A 20,881-nucleotide genomic window follows, 5' to 3' on the forward strand; every position below is an offset into this window, starting at 1 on the left:
TGCCAGCCGGGAGGGCCGAGGCTGCCGGAAATTTTCTCCGGAGCGAGGACAGAAGAAATACACGTTTCGTGAATTGGGAGAGAGATATGAAACTCGTAGTATCTGCATTCGCCGTTGCGGCGATGGCGGTGACATCTTTTGCCGTGCCGGGGTTTGCGCAGGACAAGGGCACGATCGGCATTGCGATGCCGACGAAATCGTCTGCCCGCTGGATTTCCGACGGTGAATCCATGGTCCGGCAGTTCAAAGAGGCCGGGTACGATACCGACCTTCAGTATGCCGAAGACAATATTCCCAACCAGCTGTCGCAGATCGAAAATATGATTACCAAGGGCGTAGACGCGCTTGTTATTGCCTCGATCGACGGCACGACGCTTTCGAATGCGCTTGCCAACGCCGCAGCTTCTGGCATTCCGGTTGTGGCCTATGACCGCCTGATCCGTGAGAGCGGTGACGTCGACTATTATGCGACGTTCGACAACTTCCAGGTCGGCGTTCAACAGGGCTCTAGCCTCGTCAAGGGTCTTGAGGAGCGCTTCCCGGGGCAGGATGTCTGGAATGTTGAGCTTTTTGGTGGTTCGCCGGACGACAATAACGCCTATTATTTTTATGACGGCGCTATGTCGGTGCTGCAGCCGATGATTGACGAAGGCAAGATCGATATTGTTTCAGGCCAGATGGGCATGAACCAGGTCGGTACGCTGCGCTGGGACGGCGCTGTGGCTCAGGCCCGCATGGATAACCTGCTTTCGGCAAACTATACCGACGAAACCATCCATGGCGTGCTTTCGCCCTATGATGGCCTTTCCATCGGTATCCTGTCGTCGCTGAAGGGCGTCGGCTACGGCTCGGGCGATCAGAAAATGCCGATCGTGACCGGTCAGGACGCCGAGCTCCCCTCGATCAAGTCGATCAACATGGGCGAGCAGTACTCCACCGTGTTCAAGGACACGCGCGAACTGGCCCGTGTGACCGTCGGCATGGTTGAGGCATTGCTTGAAGGTGGTGAGCCGGAAATCAACGACACGAAAACCTACGACAATGGCGTCAAGGTTGTGCCGTCCTATCTGCTTTCGCCCGTCTCTGTCGATGGATCCAACTGGGAAGAAATCCTGGTCGACAAGAGCGGCTACTATACGCTCGAAGAAGTTCAGAATTGAGCGTCAATTAAATAAAAGGCGGGGTTAATCTCCGCCTTTTCATGTTATTGGATTGAATAATCTATAGAATCTGAAGTGTTGATAGTGAACAGAAGTGACGACTTGTAAGTTTTCGTGATAAGTACGTACTAAATTAATTCGAAAGCACTGCGCGGTGAATAATGATATTTATCAGATAGTACAAAAATGTACTGCGCAAAGAGGTTTCAATCGAATTAATTGATTTGACTTACGTGCCTCACGATGTATCGTCGCCCCATCCGTAATGGTCGATGTCGGCAATTGCCGGGTGCTTTGCGGAGGTGCCGGTAGGGTGTTCATCAGCGCTTCAACCGGTGGGCATACATTTCAAGGACATGCCGGAACATGGCGTTCCCGGCTTTCAAATGGGAGAGAGACATGAAAAGCGTTATCTCTATGCTTGCTGCTGCAAGCGTGGCCGTTGCGGCACTTGCAGTGCCGGCGATGGCTGCAGACAAGGGGTATGTCGGTATCGCGATGCCGACGAAGGGGCTCGATCGCTGGAACAAGGACGGTGCGTCCATGGTGAAGCAGTTCGAGGATGCCGGTTACAAGACCGACCTTCAATATGCTGAAAACGAGATTCCTGCACAGCTCTCGCAGGTCGAGAACATGATCACCAAGGGCGTCAATGTCCTCGTGATCGCTGCGATTGATGGTGGCTCGCTGACGGCGCCGCTCGCCAATGCCGCGGCCGCCGGTATTCCGGTCATTGCCTATGACCGCCTGATCCTCAATACGCCGAATGTCGACTATTATGCCACCTTCGACAATTACAAGGTCGGTGTGATTCAGGGCAACAGCCTGGTGGAAGGCCTGAAGGCCCGCTTCCCCGACACCAAGCCCTGGAATGTCGAGCTGTTTGGCGGTTCGCCCGACGATAACAACGCCTACTTCTTCTATAATGGCGCCATGTCGGTGATTCAGCCGCTGATCGATTCCGGTGACATCGTCATCCCGTCAGGCCAGATGGGTATGGACAAGATCGGTACCCTGAACTGGTCGAACGCCGCCGCGCAGGCCCGCATGGATAATCTGCTTTCTGCCTATTACACGCAGGATCAGCTCCACGGCGTTTATGCCTCCAACGATGACCTCGCCATGGGCGCCATTTCCTCGGTGAAGAGCCTTGGATACGGTTCGGGCGATATGCCGATGCCGATCATCACAGGTCAGGACTCGAACCTGCCCAACGTCAAGGCGATCATCGAAGGCCTGCAGTATTCCTCGATCTTCAAGGACACCCGCAAGTTGGCCGAAGTTACCGTTGAAATGGTCGAGGCGATTTCCGAAGGCAATGCCCCGGAAATCAATGATACCTCGACCTATAACAACGGTGAAAAGGTCGTGCCGTCCTATCTGCTGGAGCCGGTTGCTGTAACCCAGGACAACTGGAAGCAGATCCTGGTCGACGACAGCGGCTACTACACGATGAAGCAGATCGAAGAATAACCCCGAGAGCTTTGCGCGAGGCCTGCCGCCGGCCGAAAGGGTCGGCGACAGTGCCAGGCGCCAGCCGGGTGAGGGTGTCATGACAACATTGCTCGAAATGAAAAAAATCACAAAGACCTTTCCGGGTGTGAAAGCGTTGAGTGATGTCGATCTCGCTGTCGAAGAAGGTGAAATTCACGCGCTTGTAGGCGAAAACGGTGCCGGCAAGTCGACGCTGATGAAGGTGCTTTCAGGCGTCTATCCGCATGGCAGTTATGAGGGCGAGATCCATTATGACGGTGAGCTGGCGGCGTTCGGCGGTATCTCCGACAGTGAGAAAAAGGGTATCATTATTATCCATCAGGAACTTGCCCTGGTTCCGCAATTGTCGATCGCCGAAAATATCTTTCTCGGCAACGAGGTCGCCAAAACCGGCGTGATCAGCTGGCCGGATACCTATCAGCGTACTGAGGCACTTCTCAAGAAGGTCGGCCTCAAGGATCCGCCGGCCACGCTCGTGGAAAAGATCGGCGTCGGCAAACAGCAACTTGTCGAGATCGCCAAAGCGCTTTCCAAGGACGTGCGGCTTCTGATTCTCGACGAACCAACCGCCGCGCTTTCGGAAGGCGACAGTGCCAAGCTCTTGAACCTTCTTATGGAGCTCAAGCAGCAGGGCATTACCTCGATCTTGATCTCCCACAAGCTGAACGAGGTCGAACAGGTAGCCGATAATATCACGGTGATCCGTGACGGTTCCTCCGTAGCCGATATCGATTGCAACAAGGAAGAGGTTTCGGAAGCCAAGATCATCCAGGCCATGGTCGGCCGGACGATGGAAAACCGCTACCCCGACCGCGAACGCAATATCGGCGAAGAGCTGATGTCTGTGAAGGACTGGACGGTCTGGCACCCTGAACAGACCGATCGTCAGGTCATCAAGGGCGTCGAGTTCAACGTCCATGCCGGCGAAATTGTCGGGATCGCGGGCCTTATGGGCTCCGGTCGCACCGAACTTGCGATGAGCATTTTCGGCCGCAGCTACGGTCGCAACATCTCGGGCGAAGTCACGCTGGGCGGGCAGAAGGTCGATGTCTCGACGGTGCCGAAGGCGATTTTTGCAGGCCTGGCCTACGTGACCGAGGACCGAAAGGCTTTGGGCCTGATCCTTGACGAACCGATTACCAAGAACGTCACCCTGGCCAATCTTCCCGGCGTTTCCAGATATGGCGTTCTGAATACGGCGGAGGAAACCAAAACCTCCGAATATTATCGCAAGGCGATGAATATCCGCACACCGACGGTCGCGCAAAGAGTGGTGAACCTTTCCGGGGGTAACCAGCAAAAGGTGGTGCTGTCCAAATGGCTGTTCACGCAGCCGGACGTGCTCATTCTGGACGAGCCGACGCGCGGTATCGATGTCGGCGCGAAGTTCGAGATCTACAGTTTGATGAACCAGCTTGCAGCCGAAGGCCGCGGTGTGGTGATGATCTCGTCCGAAATGCCGGAACTGCTCGGCATGTGTGACCGCATCTACGTCATGAACGAGGGGGCATTGGTGGGAGAACTGAGCGCCGAAGAGGCGAGCCAGGAACGCATCATGTCCTTCATTGTCAGAAAATAGAAAGAGATGACGATGAGTACTCCTGAGGAAACTACGGGCCAGAGCAAGCCGTCGATTCGCTCCTACCTGACCCTTCGCATGCGCGACTACGGCATCCTGCTTGCCCTGATTGTCATTATCGCGTTCTTCCAGGTCATGACCGACGGCGTATTGATGCGTCCGGTCAATATTACCAACCTGTTCCTTCAAAACAGCTATGTCATCATTATGGCGCTTGGCATGCTGATGATCATCGTGGCGGGACATATCGATCTGTCCGTCGGCTCCATTGTCGGCTTTATCGGCGCGCTTGCGGCGGTGATGATGGTGCAGTGGCACTTGCCGATTCTTGTGGCCATTCCCGCCTGTATCGTCGCTGGCATGCTGATCGGTGCCTGGCAGGGCTATTGGGTGGCCTATTGGCGTATCCCGTCATTTATCGTGACGCTGGCGGGCATGCTGATCTTCCGCGGCCTGTCGCTGTGGCTGCTCAACGGTCAGTCGGTGGGTCCGTTCCCGCCCGGTTTCCAGTTGCTGTCCACCGGCTTCGTGCCCGATATCTTCGGGGTCGGCAAGCCGAACATGACGGCGCTGGCCGCTGGCATTATCGCCGCTGCCACAATTGTCTATCTCGCCTGGCGTGGCCGGTCGCGCAATCTTGCCTACGGCATCGAGGATGAACCCTATTCCTTCTTCCTCGGCCGCAACATCATCGTGGCGGCGGTTCTGGTGTTCGTCTCGTGGAAGCTTGCGTCTTTTCGGGGTCTGCCCAACGTTCTGGTCTCGATGGCGGTCCTGACGGTGATCTACACCTTCATCACCGAGAGCACGACTTTTGGCCGCAGGGTCTACGCGATCGGCGGCAACGAGAAGGCAGCAGCGCTGTCCGGTATCAATACCCGACGGCTGAATTTCATCGTGTTCGTCAATATGGGCATGCTGGCAGCCCTTGCCGGTCTCGTCTTCGCAGCCCGCCTGAATATCGCAACGCCGAAGGCCGGCAACGGCTTCGAGCTGGACGTGATCGCGGCAGTCTTCATCGGCGGTGCGTCGATGTCCGGCGGCGTGGGCAAGATCGTCGGCGCGGTCGTCGGTGCCTTCATCATGGGCATTATGAACAACGGCATGTCGATCATGGGTATCGGTATCGATTACCAGCAGGTGATCAAGGGTCTCGTCCTTCTCGCAGCCGTCGTCTTCGACGTCTACAACAAGAACAAGGCCTGACGGCGAAAGTCATCTTTGAAAAGCCGAAGGGGCAGGGCGGTTTCCGTTCTGCCCCTTTTTTTGTGCCTTTGACTTGAGTCTGGGGCCAATTTCCCTGTTTGAGGGCATGGGCTAGCTTTCTGGGGTCTGCGTATAGCAATCAATGACTTCAGGCGGTCAGCACCACGCCGGAAGCGGCGGTTGATATGGGTCAAGGTGCATATGCGGCAGGGCGCATATGCGATTCTCATGCAAAAATTACTTGATGCCCTTAGTGATCCGACCCGCCGAGCTGCTCTCTCCATTGTCTGGGAAGATGGTGAGCATTGCGTTTGCGAATTGATGGAGCGCCTCGACGCAAGCCAGAGCCGCATGTCGCGGCACATGAAGATATTGCGTGAAGCCGGCCTGGTTTTGGACCGGCGAGATGCGCAGTGGGTTCGTTTTCGGCGCAACCCGGATATAGCGCCGGCCGCCGCCGCAGTTGTCTCAAGCGTGTTGAATGCGGAAAAATGCTGGAGCAGGAGTTGTCATGATAACCCAGATCTCCGGGAACGCCCGGAAGCGTGAAACACCGGATTGGGTTTGGTTTGCTGGCATTGCCGCCGCCGCCATCCTTGGGTGGTGGGTATATGGGCAGCTGATCCCGTTTTCCGAATGGGTCACCGCGCTGTTTCCCGTGGCCCACGACAGTCACACAGGCGAGGCGATTACCTTTTTCTTCTACGATGTCCCGAAGGTGTTGCTGCTTCTGACCGCCATCGTCTTTGTGACGGGTGTGTTGCGCAGTTGGTTCAGCCCCGAAAAGACCCGGGCGATCCTTGCCGGCAAGCGTGAGATCCTGGGGTATCCGCTGGCTGCATTGTTAGGGGTGCTGACCCCTTTCTGCTCCTGCTCGTCCGTCCCCCTTTTCATCGGCTTTGTTTCTGCGGGCATTCCTCTTGGTGTCACGTTTTCGTTTCTGATCGCGGGCCCGATGGTGGGGCCTGTCGGGCTCGGGCTGCTTTATGGTCTGGTCGGCTGGAAAATCGCGACGATCTATCTCACATTCGGGTTTTCGGTTGCCACGCTTGCGGGATATGCAATGGGCAGGATGGGGTTGGAACGCTACCTGCAGGATTGGGTGCGCACCCTGAACACGGGGCCGGTCAACGCGTTGCCCGAGGAAAAGATCACATTCGTTGAGAGGTTGAAAACAGGAGCCGAACAAGTCCGTGAAATCGTCGGAAAGGTCTGGATCTGGGTTTTAGTCGGGATCGGGATCGGCGCGCTGATCCACGGTTATGTTCCCGAGGCTGTGATGCTGAGAATCATGGGCGGCGAGGCCTGGTGGTCGGTGCCGGCGGCGATCGTTGTCGGTGTGCCGATGTATACCAATGCCGCTGGCGTCATTCCCATCGTTGAAGCGCTGCTCGGCAAGGGGGCCGCTCTTGGCACCACGCTCGCTTTCATGATGTCTGTGATCGCCCTGTCTCTTCCGGAGATGATTATTCTGAAACAGGTTCTGACGCTGCGGTTGATCGCAATATTCATCGCTGTTGTTTCGGTTGGTATTCTCGCGACCGGCTATCTCTTCAACTTCCTTCTGTAACCGGGGTCACCCCCGGAAAGGAGACGCTATGAAAACTGTCAAAGTCTATGGCCCTGGTTGCAAGCGATGCGAAGCAACCGAAACAATGATCCGCAATGCGGCCGCGAGACTGGGCATTGAGGTCGAGATCGAAAAGGTGACGAGCGCCCAATCCATCGCAGCGGCGGGCGTGATGTCGACGCCCGCAGTTTCTGTTGATGGCAAGCTTGTCCATGCTGGTGGGCTTCCTGACGAAACCAGACTGGAGCAATGGCTGAAAGTCTGATTTTCCGGGAGCCGCCGTTTCTGGTTCAGGTGAGACCAAAGGCCCTTTGAAGGTTCAGTTCTGGCTCTGATCAATCCTGCGGCAGGACGACCGAACGATCAGCCGGGCGGGCAGGCGCAGCTGGCGTGGCGGTTTGGCGCGGACGCCGGCCGGCGCGCTCTCCGCCTCCAGCCGCTCCGTCAGCATGTCGGCGGCGGCTTCCGCGATGGCTGGAATATCCTGATCGAGCGAGGTGATTTCGGGATCGAAGCCTGCCGAATAATGTAGCCCGTCGAAGGAAATCAGCGAGACATCGTCCGGTGCCTTCAGCCCCATGGATTTGAGCCCCTGCAGAATGCCGCGGGTCTGGACCGTATTGATGGTGACGATCGCTGTCGGGCGGTTGTGGCGCGACATCAGGTCCTGGGCGGCGCGGAAGGCCTGGTCCTCGCGCTGGTGGTGGGTGTAGGCGAAATCGTCTTGGATCGGGTGCCCGGCTTCGGCCATTGCCGTGCGGATCCCCGCGATCCGCTCGTCCGAAACCGAAATGCCGGTGCGCCCGGCAATGACAGCGATGTTGCGGTGGCCGAACTGGAGCAGATGATGGACGATCAGGCGGGCGCCGAGTGCATTGTCGTCGACCACGCAGTCAAACGGTGCCCCCTCGATCACGCGGTCGATAATCACCGTTGGAACCTTGATCGCCGGAATGATGTTTCTGGCGTAGTTCTCGCCAAGGCAGGTGGGAAACAGCACAAGGCCCGCCACCTGGTGGTCGCCCATGCGGGCAATGTCGGCCAGTTCACGCACCGGGTCATCGCCATTGGAGGCGAAGAACATCGAATAGCCCTTGTCGGACAGCGCCACCTGCATGCTGCGGGCGATGCTGGCGGCATAAGGGGCGGCAATATCCGGCACTAGCAGGCCGATCTGGCGCGAACGGCCGAGTCTCAGATTTCTGGCAACCGGATTGGGGACATAGCCGACGGCCGCGATCGCTGCGTTAACGCGTGCGCGTAACGTTGCGCTGACCGGTGCGCTGTCATTGATCGTGGCCGACACCGTTGTCACCGAAACGCCGGCAGCCTTCGCTACATCCTTGATTGTCGACATGTCTCTCCCTGACCCAATACACTCTATTTACATGCTTATTCCGGTTTTGCCAGCCTGCTGAGACAAATCGGCTTGATCATCGTCTGTTTTCACGTTAAATACGTAACGTTACGTGTTCTTAGTATACGGAATTTCGGGGAGAAAAGCGACCTGTTCGTTGAGGATGCGAAAGGTTGCGTGTTTTGGGAGGATAAATTGAAGAAATCTGCTTTGTTGCTCACCGCCGCTCTGGCCACCGCCGCCGCACCGGCATTTGCCGATGACAGCGTGCTTCGCCTGCGCATGAACGGCGATATCAATTCCGTCGACCCTATTTCGACGACGAACTACACCATCCGCAATGCCAGCTATCTGATCTATGACGTGCTGTTTGCGCTGGACGAGAATTTCGAGGTGCAGCCGCAGATGGCTGAAAGCGTCGAAGTTTCCGAGGACGACCTCGTCTACACCATCACGCTGCGCGATGGTCTGACCTTTCACGACGGCAGCCCGGTAACGGCAGAAGATGCTGTTGCCTCGCTGACACGCTGGGGCAAGGTCGACGGTCTCGGCAAGATCATGTTCTCCAAGATGGAAAGCATCGCTGCGACCGACGACAAGACATTGGTGATTACCATGGCAGAACCATGGGCACAGGTGCTGCCGGCCATTGGCAAGATTTCATCCAATATCCCGGTGATCATGCCCAAGCGGCTGGCCGAACAGGATCCGGGCGATCCGGTGATCGAGCCGATCGGCTCCGGACCTTTCCGTCTGCTGGTCGACGAATGGGTGCCGGGCTCGATTGCGCCGTATGAGAAATTCGAGGGCTATGTGCCACGTGATGAACCGGCCTCCATGGCAGCCGGAGGCAAGCTCGCGAATTTCGACCGCATCGAGATCGTCAACATTCCGGATACGTCAACGGCAATCGACGCACTGCTTACCGGCGAGATCGACTGGATGGAGGAAGTGCCCGCCGACATGCTGCCATTGTTTGAGGGGCAGGACGAAGCCGTAGCCGAGCCGGCGCTCCAGTCGGGCAATTCGCTGCAACTGGTCGTCAACCACCTCAACCCGCCTTTCGACGATCCGAAGATCCGCCATGCGCTGCAGCTGGCGCTGGAGCAGGAACCGTTCATGCAGTCCATGAATGGTGACAATACCGAACTCTATGAAATCTGCGGCGCGGTGTTCTTTTGCAACACGCCGTTTGAGAGCGACGTCAATACCGACCGGGTGCTGACCCGCGACGTGGAGGCGGCAAAGGCGCTGCTCGAGGAAGCGGGCTATGACGGAACGCCGGTCCACATCATGCATGTCACCGATATCGCCGGTCAGGACGCCGCCTATTCGGTATTGAAGCCGATGCTGGAGGAGGCCGGGTTTGTGGTTGACGAGCAGATCGCAGACTGGGCCACCGTCTCGACACGTCGCGCCTCCAAGGAACCGGTCGCCGATGGCGGGTGGAACGTGTTCTTCACCGGCTGGGGCTATGTCGACCAGATCAACCCGATGACCAATGTCTATGTCGCCGGGGCTTGTGAGGATGGCTGGTTCGGCTGGGCCTGCTCGGAGGAACTGCAGGAGCTGCGTGAACGGTTCGCCGCCACCAACGACCCGGAAGAACAGAAGGCGCTGGCCATCCGCATGCAGGAGATCACCCACGATCTGGTGCCCTATGTGCCGCTCGGCCAGGTCTATCCGAGCCAGGGTCTGTCGACCGATCTGGAAGGCTATATCGAAAGCCCCGTACCGTTCTTCTGGAATGTGTCGCGCGCCGAAAACTGAGTATGATAACGGGCCGGAGCGTGTGTCTTCGGCCCATCTTGCCTGATTAATTCCGGGAGGAACGCGTGCCGGCTTATATTCTCGGCCGACTTGCAGCGGCGATACCGACCCTGCTTTTGGTCTCCGTCTTTATCTTTCTGCTTGTGCATCTGGCACCGGGCGACCCGGCCTTGCTGATTGCCGGCGACAATGCCAGTCCGGCGCAGGTCGACCAGATCCGCGAGCGGCTTCATCTCGACCAGTCGTTGCCGGCGCAGTTCGTCATCTGGTTTTCCAACGCCATCCAGCTCGATCTCGGCGCGAGCGTTTATTCCGGCAAGCCGGTGACCGTGCTGATCGCCCAGCGCATTGAGCCCACTTTCATGCTCGCCGCCTATACCATGGTGCTGACCGTGCTGGTCGCCATTCCGCTCGGCACAATCGCAGCCTGGCGTGCAAATGGCCTTGTTGACCGAACCATCATGGCATTTTCCGTGGCGGGCTTCTCGGTGCCGGTGTTCGTGACCTCCTATCTGTTGGTTTATCTGTTTGCGGTGAAGCTGCGCTGGTTTCCGGTTCAAGGCTACAAACCGCTGTCGGATGGTATCGGTGCCACCTTGGTTTCGCTGACGCTTCCGTCGATTGCGCTGATGCTGGTTTTCGCGGCTCTGATTGCCCGCGTCACCCGCGCTGCCGTTCTGGAAGTGCTGCAGGAGAATTTCGTGCGCACCCTGAAGGCCAAGGGCATGAGCACCGGCCGCATCCTGGTGCTGCATGTGCTGAAGACGGCCGGTGTGCCGATCGTCACGGTCATCGGTATCGGCTTTGCCGCTCTGATCGGCGGCGTGGTGGTGACGGAAAGCGTGTTCAACATTCCCGGCATTGGCCGGCTCACTGTCGATGCCATTGTGCGCCGTGATTATCCGGTGGTTCAGGGCATTATCCTGTTCTTTTCCGTCACGCTGATCCTCATCAACCTGATGGTCGATCTCAGCTACGCATTGTTCGATCCGAGGGTGAGGGGATGACTGCCATCATGGAACAGAGCGAAAAGCCCGTCCACGCTTCTGAGACACGTTTGCTTTTCGGGGAAGGGGTGCGGTTTTTGAAGGCCCACCGCGAAGTCACCATCGTGCTTTTGATGCTGGTCGCCATGGCGCTGGTTGGGGTGTTCGCACCACTTCTGGCGGGCGATCCGATGGCGATCAACCCCGCCATGCGCTACCGGCCGCCATCGGCGGAGCACTGGCTTGGCACAGACAAACTCGGTCGCGATGTCTATGCCCGGCTGATCTATGGCACGCGTAATTCCATGACCGTCGGCTTTGCCGTTGCCGGCATCACCACTGTCATCGGTGTTGCCATCGGTGTTTATGCGGGCTTTTTCAGCATCGGCGGCGCCATCGTCATGCGTCTCAACGATGCGATGATGTCGATCCCGGCGGTGCTGCTGGCAATCGCGCTGGCCTCCCTGATGGAGCAGGGGCTTGCCGCCGTCATCGTCGCTATCACGGTGCCGGAGATTCCGCGTATGGTGCGGGTGGTTCGCGCGCTGGTGCTCGGCATTCGCCGCCAGCCTTATCTTGCCGCCGCCGTTTCGATCGGCACGCGCGGCCTGCCGCTGGTGTTCCGCCATGTGCTGCCGAACATGTTAGGCCCGGTTCTGGTGCAGGCGACCTATGCCTGTGCGTCTGCCGTCATCACCTCGGCCGTGCTGGCCTTTCTCGGCGTCGGCGTTTCACCGGATATTCCGAGCTGGGGCGGCATGATGGCAGCGGCCAAATCGATGTTCAGGCTTCATCCCGAGCTGATGCTTTATCCAGGGTTGGCGCTGTCACTGCTGGTGCTGCTCGTCAATATTCTGGGCGACCGGCTCTCCGATGCCGTTGATCCGCGCAAGGCCAGAAGGGGAATCCTATGATGGGCGAGACATTTCTTTCCGTCGATAACCTGTCGCTGACGTTTTCCGGAAAGGCAGGCATTCACCATGCACTCACCGATGTCTCGTTTCATGTCGATCGCGGCGAAATCCTCTCCTTTGTCGGGGAATCAGGATGCGGTAAATCGGTGACGGCGATGTCGGTGATGCGGCTTTTGCCCCGTTACGGCGTTGAGTATCCAGCCGGCAGCATTGTGCTCGATGGCGAAGACCTGCTGGCCAAGAGCGAGCGTGAGATGCGCGCGATACGCGGCGGCAAGATCGGCATGATTTTTCAGGACCCGATGACCTCGTTCACGCCGGTCCACACCATCGGTATGCAGATCGCAGAGACCGTCTCGCACCACAAGGGTGTTTCGAAACGGGTGGCAATGGCGCGTGCATTGGAAATGCTCGATCTGGTGCGCATTCCCGATGCGAAGAACCGTATCGGCGCCTATCCGCACGAGCTTTCCGGCGGCATGCGGCAAAGGGTGATGATCGCCATGGTGCTTGCCTGCGATCCGGAGCTTCTGATCGCCGATGAGCCGACGACAGCGCTCGATGTGACGGTGCAGGCCGAAATTCTGGAGCTGATTACCGATCTGCGGCGCGACCTCGGCATGTCGGTGATCCTGATCACCCATGATCTCGGGGTGGTCGCCGAAACCGCCGACCGGGTGATGGTGATGTATGCCGGCCGCGTGGTCGAGGAGGGGGCGGTCGCCGCGGTGCTTGGAAACCCGGCGCATGGCTACACAGCCGGTCTGATCGAGGCTTTGCCGCTATCGGGCGCTGCCTATCACCGTCAGCCGCTGAAGGAAATTCCGGGCGCTGTGCCGCGGCTCGACCATCTGGTGGAGCACTGCATCTATGCCGATCGCTGCGGCTTCGTGACATCGGCCTGCCGGCAGGCGGTGCCTGAACGGCAGGTCGTCGGACGAAATCACCGGGCGACCTGCCTGAATACCGGTAACGTGACCTCGGCGCTCAGAGACAATGAAATCGTGAGGGCTTGGCAATGAATGTGCAGGTGAAGCTTGAAGGCGTCAGCAAGGCCTATGACATCGGCAAGGCCGGGCTCTTCGGAAAACAACGGTTGCTGCATGCGGTCAACGGGGTCGATCTAGAGATCAGAAAGGGTGAAACGCTGGGGCTGGTCGGCGAATCGGGCTGCGGAAAATCGACGCTTGCCCGGCTGATCATGCATCTGGAAAAGCCAACCGAAGGCGCGATCGCTTTTGACGGCGAGGATCTGAATACGGTTTCCTCATCAAGGCTGCATGCCGCAAGGCGGCGGTTCCAGATGGTGTTTCAGGATCCTTACGCCTCGCTCAATGCTCGCATGACGGCACGGGTGATCCTGGCCGAAGCGCTGAAGAACTACCGCTATGGCAGCCCGGCGGAGATCGGCAAACGTGTCGAGGCGGTGGCCGCCGCCTGCGGGCTGTCGTCCTATCACCTCGACAAGTTCCCGCATGAACTTTCCGGCGGTCAGTGCCAGCGGATCGGTATCGCCCGCGCCATCGCGCTCGATCCGGAGATGATCGTGGCCGACGAACCGGTGTCAGCGCTTGACGTTTCGATCCAGGCCCAGATCATCAATCTGATCCTGAAACTGCAGCAGGAAATGGGCCTCACGCTGGTTTTCGTTTCGCATGATCTGTCAGTCGTCGCCCATATCGCAGACCGGGTGGCGGTGATGTATCTGGGGCGGATTGTCGAGCTGGCACCGGTGCATGACCTTTTTTACGGCAGCGCACATCCCTATACGCGGCTTTTGCTTTCGGCGGTGCCGCGTCCGGCCCCGTCTGTGAACCGCGAGCGGCAGATGAAGGGCGAACTTCCAAGCCCGCTTAAGCCACCCGAGGGGTGTCACTTCTCGTCCGCGCTGCCCCTATGCGACGGATAAATGCCTTGAAAAACCACCGCTCAGGCAGATCGGCGCGGAACGTCTAGTGGCCTGCCATTACGGCGAGCAAGTCGCAGGTGCCCAATGAGCGGACATGAAAAACTGCCGGTGATGCTGATCCCGGGTCTTCAGTGCGACCGCCGGGTCTGGCAGTTGCAGACCGCATTTCTGGAAGCGCGCGGCCATGACGTGATTATTCCGGACGGGCATTTTGAGGCGGATACGATCAACGCCATGGCGGAAATCGTTGCCGGACAATTGCCGCAAAGGGTGCACGTCGCGGGGTGGTCCATGGGTGGCTATATCCTTTGCCGTCTTCTGGCCACCCATCCCGATCGGATCGCGCGTGCCGCGCTGATCGCGACCTCGGCGCAGCCCGAGAATGCAAGGCGGACCGTGGAACGCCGGGCAGCGATGATGTCCGCACGCCGGCTGGGCATGGACGTGGCCTATCGCGCCAGCCTTGAAGCCTGTTGCTACCGGCCGGAAAACGTGCCCGCCGCGCTGATGAACGACCTTGTCCACATGGGCGTCGATCTGGGCATAGACACGTTCTTCTCCCAGCAGAACGCCATCATTGCGCGTCCTGACGGTCGTCCGGCGCTGGCTGCCTTTGAAGGCCCCGTCACCATCATCTGTGGTGAGCAGGATACGGTCACGCCGCCTGAATTTTCGCGGGAAATGCACGAGATCGCGAAGGGATCGCGCCTCCAGATGATCCCGGAAGCGGGCCACAATGCACCGGTAGAACGACCGGATGCTGTGAATGCGGCCCTGCGGGACTGGCTTGATTCCGGGCCGGCCGGCAGCGATGTAACGCGCGCGGCAACGGCCTCCTGAAAAGCATCCCCGGCACACTCACGTGTGCCGGGGCGGGACGCACCCCGATTGTCCAGACAACCGGGTCACCCCGGCACCTTGGCATGTCTGGACCCTCTATCAACGTGTGGGTTGCGCACTCGGTTTCATCATTGCCGATGTTTAATCCGATAAACTTTCTACCGCCGTCTTGCTTCCCGCAATTTCATCCGCTGCCAAAATGCGCTAATGCGGTTCGCAAAGAAGCGCGCCCGGGAGGTATGAAACGAAAATGGCCAGTCTCACGCTGCGCAACGTCGTCAAGAAATACGGCCAACGTCAGGTCATTCACGGGATCGATCTCGACATCGCCGATGGCGAATTCGTCGTTCTGGTCGGCCCGTCCGGCTGTGGCAAGTCAACGCTGCTGAGAATGGTTTCGGGGCTCGAGGACATTACCGGCGGTGAGGTTCTGGTGAATGGAACGCTTGCCAACAAGATGCAGCCGCGCCAGCGCAATATTGCCATGGTGTTCCAGGATTTCGCGCTCTATCCGCATATGAGCGTGCGAAAGAATATGGCTTTTGCGCTGCGCATGGCCGGCATTTCCCGCTCCGAGCGCGATGCGGCAGTCGAGCGGGCCGCCGAGATGCTGGGGCTGACGCCGGAACTGGAGCGCTATCCGAGTGAGCTTTCCGGCGGCCAGAAGCAGCGCGTTGCCATGGGCCGGGCACTGGTGCGCAATCCGGAAGCATTCCTGTTTGACGAACCGCTGTCGAACCTCGATGCCAAGCTCAGGGCGCAGATGCGCGCGGAAATCAAGGCGCTGCATCGCCGGCTCGAAACCACGATGATTTATGTCACCCATGACCAGATGGAAGCCATGACCATGGGCGAGCGTATCGTGCTGATGCGTGCGGGTGTGGTCGAACAGGCCGGAACACCACTGGAGCTTTACGACCGGCCGCAAAATGTTTTCGTCGCGGGCTTTATCGGCGCGCCGGGCATGAACCTCATTGAAGGCACGGTTGAGGAGCAGGACGGCACATTGGTGCTGCGCAGCAAGGGCGGGGCGCTCTGGTCGCTTCCGGCCCTTCCAGCGCTTCCGGCTGGTGCCGCGATTACCATCGGAGTGCGGCCCGAACATGTGTCGTTTTCCGAAAGTGGAACCGAAGCCGTGATCGAGTTCACCGAGACGACCGGTTCCGAAACCCATGCGACTATGACAGCGGGCGGCGATCAGGTGCTGCTGCTGACACCCGAACGCGTGCCCTATGAGCGCCACCAGAAGGTGAAGATTGCCTTTGAGACCGAGCGTCTGCATGTGTTCGACACCGAAAGCGGTGCAAGGCTGAACTGAGACCGGAATGCCCCGTCGTGACCTGGACCCGCTTTTTGATCGGCTGTCGCGTTCGAAATTTCGAAGCCGGTTTGCGCTTTCGACGAAGGACCGCGCCTATGCCGCCTCAAAAGGCCGGGCGGAGGTGAACGCCCATGCCGAGGATTTCATCCGCAAGCGGCTGGCACCCGCCGCACCGGTCAATGATGGAAAACAGACGCCGATGCGCGGCCACCCGGCCTTTATCGCCCAGCATGCAACGGCGACCTGCTGCCGAGGCTGCCTGATGAAATGGCACGGTGTTGAACCGGGGCGCCCGCTCAATGAACGCGAAATCGCCTATGTGGTTGCGGTGCTCGACCGCTGGATCGTCAGCCAGATGTCACCCAGCCGAGAATGACAAAGCCGGTTCAGGCAGAACGCTTCAGATCTTTCAGTTTCTCGGGTTTTTCGCCGCCATAGGCCCATTCGAGCAGTTCGACGGTATGCAGGATCGGAATGGCGGTGCCGGATGCGATCTGGGTGATGCAGCCGATATTGCCGGTGGCAATGACGTCCGGTTTCACGGCCTCGATATTGTTGACCTTGCGGGTTTTGAGCTTGGCGGAAATTTCCGGCTGCATGATGTTGTAGGTGCCGGCCGAGCCGCAACACAGATGCCCCTCCGCCGGTTCCTTCACTGCAAAGCCGGCTGCTTCGAGAAGCAGTTTCGGCCCGGCCTTGATCTGCTGGCCATGCTGCATGGAGCAGGCGGAATGATAGGCAACGGTGATGCCTTTCCGCTTCTGGTCAGGAAGATCGAGCACCGTCAGATATTCGGTGATGTCCTTTGCAAGCGCGGAAACCTTTTCGGCTTTTTGCCGATAGGCGGGATCGCGCGCCAGCATGTGGCCGTAATCCTTGATCGTGGTGCCACAGCCCGATGCGGTGATGATGACGGCATCAAGCCCGCCGGCCTCGATTTCGCGTGTCCAGACATCGACATTGCGCCGGGCCTCGCTGAGTGCCTGTTCCTCCCGGCCCATATGATGGACCAGAGAGCCGCAACAGCCTTCGCCTTCGGGCACCACGACCTCGATGCCGAGCCGGGTCAGCAGCCGGACGGTGGCCTCGTTGATGGCCGGGTCCAGCACCGATTGCGCGCAGCCGGTCAAAAGCGCCACGCGGCCGCGCTTTTCGGCGGTTGCGGCATGCGTTGCCGGCTTTGAAACGGGAGAGGCGGCGGGCAGGCGTGTTGGCGCCAGCTTCAGCATCGCTTCAAACGGTTTCAGTACTGCAATGCCGCCGAAAAGGCCCGCAAACGGCCGCCCGAGCCGGGCCAGCGAAAGGGCGGCGCGGAAGCGGGCGGGATAAGGCAGAACTGCCGCTAGAACCGCGCGGGTGACGCGGTTCATGAAAGGGCGCTTGTAGGTCTTTTCAATATGGACGCGGGCATGGTCGACCAGGTGCATATAGTCGACGCCCGAGGGGCAGGTGGTCACACAGGAAAGGCAGGAGAGGCAGCGGTCGATATGGGTGACCACCTCCTCATCCGCCGGTCTGCCATTTTCCAGCATGTCCTTGATCAGGTAGATCCGCCCGCGCGGGCTGTCGAGCTCATTGCCGAGCGTCACATAGGTCGGACAGGTCGCAGTGCAGAAACCGCAATGCACGCATTTGCGCAGGATCGACTCGGCTTCGGCGGTCTTCGGGTCGGCAAGCTGTTCGGCTGAAAAACGGGTCTGCATGTCGGGTGCCTAGACCAACCAGCTTTGCGGACGCTCGATCGGCTCCGAGCGGTTGACCTTCTGCAGACCGATAATCACGCGGACAATGACCCAGACGGCCGTCGCAACGAAGCCGAGAACGCCGATGAGCACAAATGTCAGCACAAAGGAAATTGCAGAAAAAAGCAGCGCAATCCAGAAGGTGCGAATCGCCCAGGTGTAATGAGTCTTCAACCAGTCCTCGGCCTTGTCACGGTTCATATAGGCCGAAATCAGGCCGATAATGCCGGCGATGAAGATCGCGCAGCTGATAAGGTAGAGGATGTAGATCAGAATGACGTTGTTTTTGGTCGGGTCCATCCAACCGTCGCCAAAACGCTTCGGCGGTGTTGTTTCAGGCTCGCTCATGCTGCCATCTCCTCGGTGTTCATCTTGCCAGGGCTGAAAATGCCCTTCGGGTCGAATTTCTGCTTGATCCGTGCGGACAATGCCGCAATGGCCGCGGGCTGCGGTTCAAAGGCGGGTATCAGGGCGCGTGTTGCCGGGGCAGCCCGCATCAGTGTGGCGTGGCCGCCGCCATGGATCTTGAGAAGCGCCCGCACCCGCTCGGCCTCCGGCGCGCCGTCCATGCGCATCCAGATGAGGCCGCCCTGCCAATCGTAGAGCGCATCGACAGCCGCCTCAAGGCGGATTGCTGCGACAAATTTCGCGGCTTCAGACGGCGCAACGCTGACGCGCCAAAGCGGACGCATCGACTTTTCGGCGTAAGGGGCCGCATCGCGGATCTCGCGCCACAACGTTCTGGTTTTTGCTCCGTCAAGTTCCGAGACCGCCCCAAGCGCGCTTGCATAATCCTTCAGCTTTTCAGCACGAACGGCAACGGAGTCCGGAAGCCCTTCGAGCCGAAGACAAGTGGCGCTGTCACCTTCGAGCGCGCCGGAAAGGAAGGCGGAGCGGACGCTGTAGGGCAGGTGGGCCGCGCCCGAGACCTCCAGCGGCAGCGCCATGGCCGCCGCCATCAGGGCAATGGCGTCGTCATCGGTCAGGTTCGAGATCACGATTGTGGTGGCCGCTTTCGGGGCCGGAAGCACCTTGAAGGTCACCTCGGTCAGAAACCCGAGGGTGCCGTGGGAGCCGGCCATCAGCCGGGCAAGATCAAGCCCGGTGACATTCTTCATCACCCGCCCGCCTGCCTTGATGATGTCGCCCTTGCCATTGACAAAACGTGTGCCGAGCAGGTGGTCGCGCGCAGCCCCTGCCAGGGCAAACCGGCGGGGGCCTGAGACATTGGCAGCAAACACGCCGCCGATTGTCGGCGTGCCCTCGTTGTTCATAATGCCGCGATGGTCCATCGGCTCGAACGCCAGAAACTGGCCGTTTTTCTGAAGCGCCGCCTCGATTTCCGCAAGCGGCGTTCCCGCGCGCGCTGTCATCACCATTTCGGACGGCTCGTAGTTCACGATGCCCGACAGTGCCGAAGATGACAGGCTGATTTCGGCCTGTGGCGGATTGCCGAAACCGGAACGGGTATTGCCGCCGCAAAGGGCAAGCGCTACGCCGCGTTCAAAATGGCGGGCGATAATGCCGGCGGCTTCCGTCTCGCTTTCAGGTGTCAGGTGTTCAGTCATCACGTCCCTCGAGCGGGAATACCTTGGAGGGGTTCAACACCCAGTCCGGATCGAATGCGGCGCGCACCGCCATCTGCTGGCGAAGGTCGATGTCTGAATACTGATGGCGCATCAGGTCGCGTTTTTCGATGCCCACGCCGTGTTCCCCGGTCAGGCAGCCACCGGCATCGACACAGAGTTTCAGGATTTCGGCGCCCGCTTCTTCAGCGCGTGCGGCATCTTCGGGGTCGTTGATATTGTAGAGGATCAGCGGATGCATGTTGCCATCGCCGGCATGGAACACATTGGCGACGCGCAGGCCATAGCGATCAGTGATTTCGCTGGTCTTCTGCAGCACATAGGAAAGCTGGCTGAGCGGCACGGTGCCGTCCATGCAGATATAATCGGCGATGCGACCTGTGGCCCCGAACGCGGATTTTCTGCCCTTCCAGATCAGTGCAGCTTCGGTTGCAGACTGGCTGCGGCGGATCGCCATCACCGCGTGGCGCTCGGCAATCGCGATGATTTCGGCGAGCATCGCCTCCATCTCGTCATCCGAGCCCTCGACCTCGATGATCAAAAGTGCACCGGCATCGAGCGGATAACCCGCCTTGGCGAAGGCCTCGCAGATTTCGATGGCCGGTTTGTCCATGAACTCGATGGCAACGGGAATGATGCCGGAGGCAATGATCTCGGTGACGCAGGCGCCAGCCTGTTCGGAGGTTGGGAAGCCGAACAGCACGGGGCGCGCGCCTTCGGGGCTTGCCAGAAGTCGCACCGTTGCCTCGGTGATGATGCCGAGCTGGCCTTCCGATCCGCAGACGAGCGCCATCAGGTCGTAACCGCCAGAATCCAGCGATTTGCCGCCGATGTCTATAATGGTGCCGTCGACCAGCACCATTTTCACGCCGAGCAGGTTATTCGTCGTCACGCCGTATTTAAGGCAATGAGCACCGCCGGAATTCATGCCGATATTGCCGCCTATGGTGCAGGCAAGCTGGGAACTCGGGTCAGGCGCGTAGAAAAAACTCTCGGGCTTCACCGCTTCGGAGATGGCGATGTTGGTGACGCCGGCCTGTACCACCGCGGCGCGGTTTGGCAGGTCGATATCGAGAATGCGGTTCATTCGCGACAGCCCCAGGATGATCGCGTCCTCCTGGCCGATGGCGCCGCCCGAAAGCGAGGTGCCGGCACCGCGTGGTACAACAGGAATGCCGTTTTCGTGGCAGTAGCGCAGCAGCTTTGCCACCTGCTCGGTGTTTTCCGGCAGGCATACGGCCAGCGGAACACGGGTATAGGCTATGAACCCGTCAGTCTCGAAAGGCACAAGCTCGCGCGCCTCGTGGACGAGAGCGTCCTTGGGCAGCAGGGCTTGCAGATCGGAAATGATATCGTTTCGCCGAGCCACAATCTCGGCCTTCAGCGCGCTGAACGCGATCGCACCTGACAAGGGCTTGCCTCCGCATCAAATAGAAACGCCGCTACA

Annotated in this window: 20 protein-coding genes; 15 read left to right on the forward strand and 5 right to left on the reverse strand. The window is 59.2% G+C overall.

Annotation, left to right across the window (positions count from 1 at the left end):
* The first annotated feature begins 86 nt into the window (after positions 1–86).
* The 7 genes from chvE (AC0L7L_RS03795) (at position 87) to AC0L7L_RS03825 (ending at position 7,274) form a co-directional block, all read left to right on the forward strand.
* The gene (gene chvE, locus AC0L7L_RS03795; protein ID WP_473512087.1) at positions 87–1,160 is read left to right on the forward strand and encodes a multiple monosaccharide ABC transporter substrate-binding protein; all 1,074 of its coding nucleotides are present in this window, start codon (positions 87–89) and stop codon (positions 1,158–1,160) included.
* A gap of 399 nt (positions 1,161–1,559) precedes the next feature.
* Entirely contained in the window at positions 1,560–2,633 is a 1,074-nt protein-coding gene (gene chvE / locus AC0L7L_RS03800; protein ID WP_272210387.1) for a multiple monosaccharide ABC transporter substrate-binding protein, read from the forward strand.
* Between the two features lie 79 nt (positions 2,634–2,712).
* Positions 2,713–4,233, forward strand: coding sequence for a multiple monosaccharide ABC transporter ATP-binding protein (gene mmsA / locus AC0L7L_RS03805; protein WP_473512092.1), 1,521 nt, complete (start codon positions 2,713–2,715; stop codon positions 4,231–4,233).
* A 12-nt stretch (positions 4,234–4,245) separates the two neighbouring features.
* On the forward strand, positions 4,246–5,439 hold the full coding sequence (gene mmsB / locus AC0L7L_RS03810) for a multiple monosaccharide ABC transporter permease (protein WP_272210388.1): 1,194 nt from the start codon (positions 4,246–4,248) through the stop codon (positions 5,437–5,439).
* A gap of 180 nt (positions 5,440–5,619) precedes the next feature.
* Positions 5,620–5,988, forward strand: a complete 369-nt coding sequence (locus tag AC0L7L_RS03815) for an ArsR/SmtB family transcription factor (protein WP_272210389.1) — start codon at positions 5,620–5,622, stop codon at positions 5,986–5,988.
* Positions 5,951–7,009, forward strand: coding sequence for a permease (locus AC0L7L_RS03820; RefSeq protein ID WP_473512096.1), 1,059 nt, complete (start codon positions 5,951–5,953; stop codon positions 7,007–7,009). Before AC0L7L_RS03815 ends, AC0L7L_RS03820 begins: the two co-directional genes overlap by 38 nt.
* A 28-nt stretch (positions 7,010–7,037) precedes the next feature.
* Positions 7,038–7,274, forward strand: coding sequence for a thioredoxin family protein (locus tag AC0L7L_RS03825; RefSeq protein WP_272210390.1), 237 nt, complete (start codon positions 7,038–7,040; stop codon positions 7,272–7,274).
* 54 nt (positions 7,275–7,328) lie between these two features.
* Here the strand turns inward: AC0L7L_RS03825 and AC0L7L_RS03830 are convergent, their stop codons facing one another.
* A complete protein-coding gene (locus tag AC0L7L_RS03830; RefSeq protein ID WP_272210391.1) occupies positions 7,329–8,366 on the reverse strand; it encodes a LacI family DNA-binding transcriptional regulator in 1,038 nt (345 codons plus the stop codon).
* Between the two features lie 195 nt (positions 8,367–8,561).
* Between AC0L7L_RS03830 and AC0L7L_RS03835 the strand changes: the two genes are divergently transcribed.
* The 8 genes from AC0L7L_RS03835 (at position 8,562) to AC0L7L_RS03870 (ending at position 16,482) form a co-directional block, all read left to right on the forward strand.
* Complete coding sequence (locus AC0L7L_RS03835; RefSeq protein WP_272210392.1) at positions 8,562–10,136, forward strand: ABC transporter substrate-binding protein; 1,575 nt, start codon at positions 8,562–8,564, stop codon at positions 10,134–10,136.
* A gap of 65 nt (positions 10,137–10,201) precedes the next feature.
* On the forward strand, positions 10,202–11,143 hold the full coding sequence (locus AC0L7L_RS03840) for an ABC transporter permease (protein ID WP_272210393.1): 942 nt from the start codon (positions 10,202–10,204) through the stop codon (positions 11,141–11,143).
* Between the two features lie 8 nt (positions 11,144–11,151).
* Positions 11,152–12,036, forward strand: coding sequence for an ABC transporter permease (locus tag AC0L7L_RS03845; RefSeq protein WP_473512105.1), 885 nt, complete (start codon positions 11,152–11,154; stop codon positions 12,034–12,036).
* Entirely contained in the window at positions 12,036–13,058 is a 1,023-nt protein-coding gene (locus AC0L7L_RS03850) for an ABC transporter ATP-binding protein (RefSeq protein ID WP_272210395.1), read from the forward strand. Before AC0L7L_RS03845 ends, AC0L7L_RS03850 begins: the two co-directional genes overlap by 1 nt.
* Positions 13,055–13,945 carry an ABC transporter ATP-binding protein gene (locus AC0L7L_RS03855; protein ID WP_473512109.1) on the forward strand — a complete coding sequence of 297 codons (891 nt, stop codon included), beginning with the start codon at positions 13,055–13,057 and terminating at the stop codon, positions 13,943–13,945. The genes AC0L7L_RS03850 and AC0L7L_RS03855 overlap by 4 nt, the downstream gene beginning before the upstream one ends.
* An 84-nt stretch (positions 13,946–14,029) precedes the next feature.
* Positions 14,030–14,785, forward strand: a complete 756-nt coding sequence (locus AC0L7L_RS03860; protein ID WP_473512113.1) for an alpha/beta fold hydrolase — start codon at positions 14,030–14,032, stop codon at positions 14,783–14,785.
* Positions 14,786–15,035: 250 nt separating this feature from the next.
* A complete protein-coding gene (locus AC0L7L_RS03865; RefSeq protein WP_473512116.1) occupies positions 15,036–16,103 on the forward strand; it encodes an ABC transporter ATP-binding protein in 1,068 nt (355 codons plus the stop codon).
* A 7-nt stretch (positions 16,104–16,110) separates the two neighbouring features.
* On the forward strand, positions 16,111–16,482 hold the full coding sequence (locus AC0L7L_RS03870; RefSeq protein ID WP_272210399.1) for a DUF4186 domain-containing protein: 372 nt from the start codon (positions 16,111–16,113) through the stop codon (positions 16,480–16,482).
* A gap of 10 nt (positions 16,483–16,492) precedes the next feature.
* Here AC0L7L_RS03870 and glcF read toward each other — a convergent pair whose 3' ends face one another.
* From glcF to AC0L7L_RS03890, 4 genes are read right to left on the reverse strand one after another with little or no spacing between them, the layout of a single operon-like run.
* A complete protein-coding gene (gene glcF, locus AC0L7L_RS03875; RefSeq protein WP_272210400.1) occupies positions 16,493–17,809 on the reverse strand; it encodes a glycolate oxidase subunit GlcF in 1,317 nt (438 codons plus the stop codon).
* Positions 17,810–17,818: 9 nt separating this feature from the next.
* Positions 17,819–18,196, reverse strand: a complete 378-nt coding sequence (locus AC0L7L_RS03880; RefSeq protein WP_473512124.1) for a DUF4870 family protein — start codon at positions 18,194–18,196, stop codon at positions 17,819–17,821.
* Complete coding sequence (gene glcE, locus AC0L7L_RS03885; RefSeq protein WP_272210403.1) at positions 18,193–19,416, reverse strand: glycolate oxidase subunit GlcE; 1,224 nt, start codon at positions 19,414–19,416, stop codon at positions 18,193–18,195. Before glcE ends, AC0L7L_RS03880 begins: the two co-directional genes overlap by 4 nt.
* The gene (locus tag AC0L7L_RS03890) at positions 19,409–20,845 is read right to left on the reverse strand and encodes an FAD-binding oxidoreductase (RefSeq protein ID WP_473512129.1); all 1,437 of its coding nucleotides are present in this window, start codon (positions 20,843–20,845) and stop codon (positions 19,409–19,411) included. Before AC0L7L_RS03890 ends, glcE begins: the two co-directional genes overlap by 8 nt.
* Positions 20,846–20,881: the final 36 nt, after the last annotated feature.

The organism is Martelella sp. K41-7, from assembly GCF_055808365.1.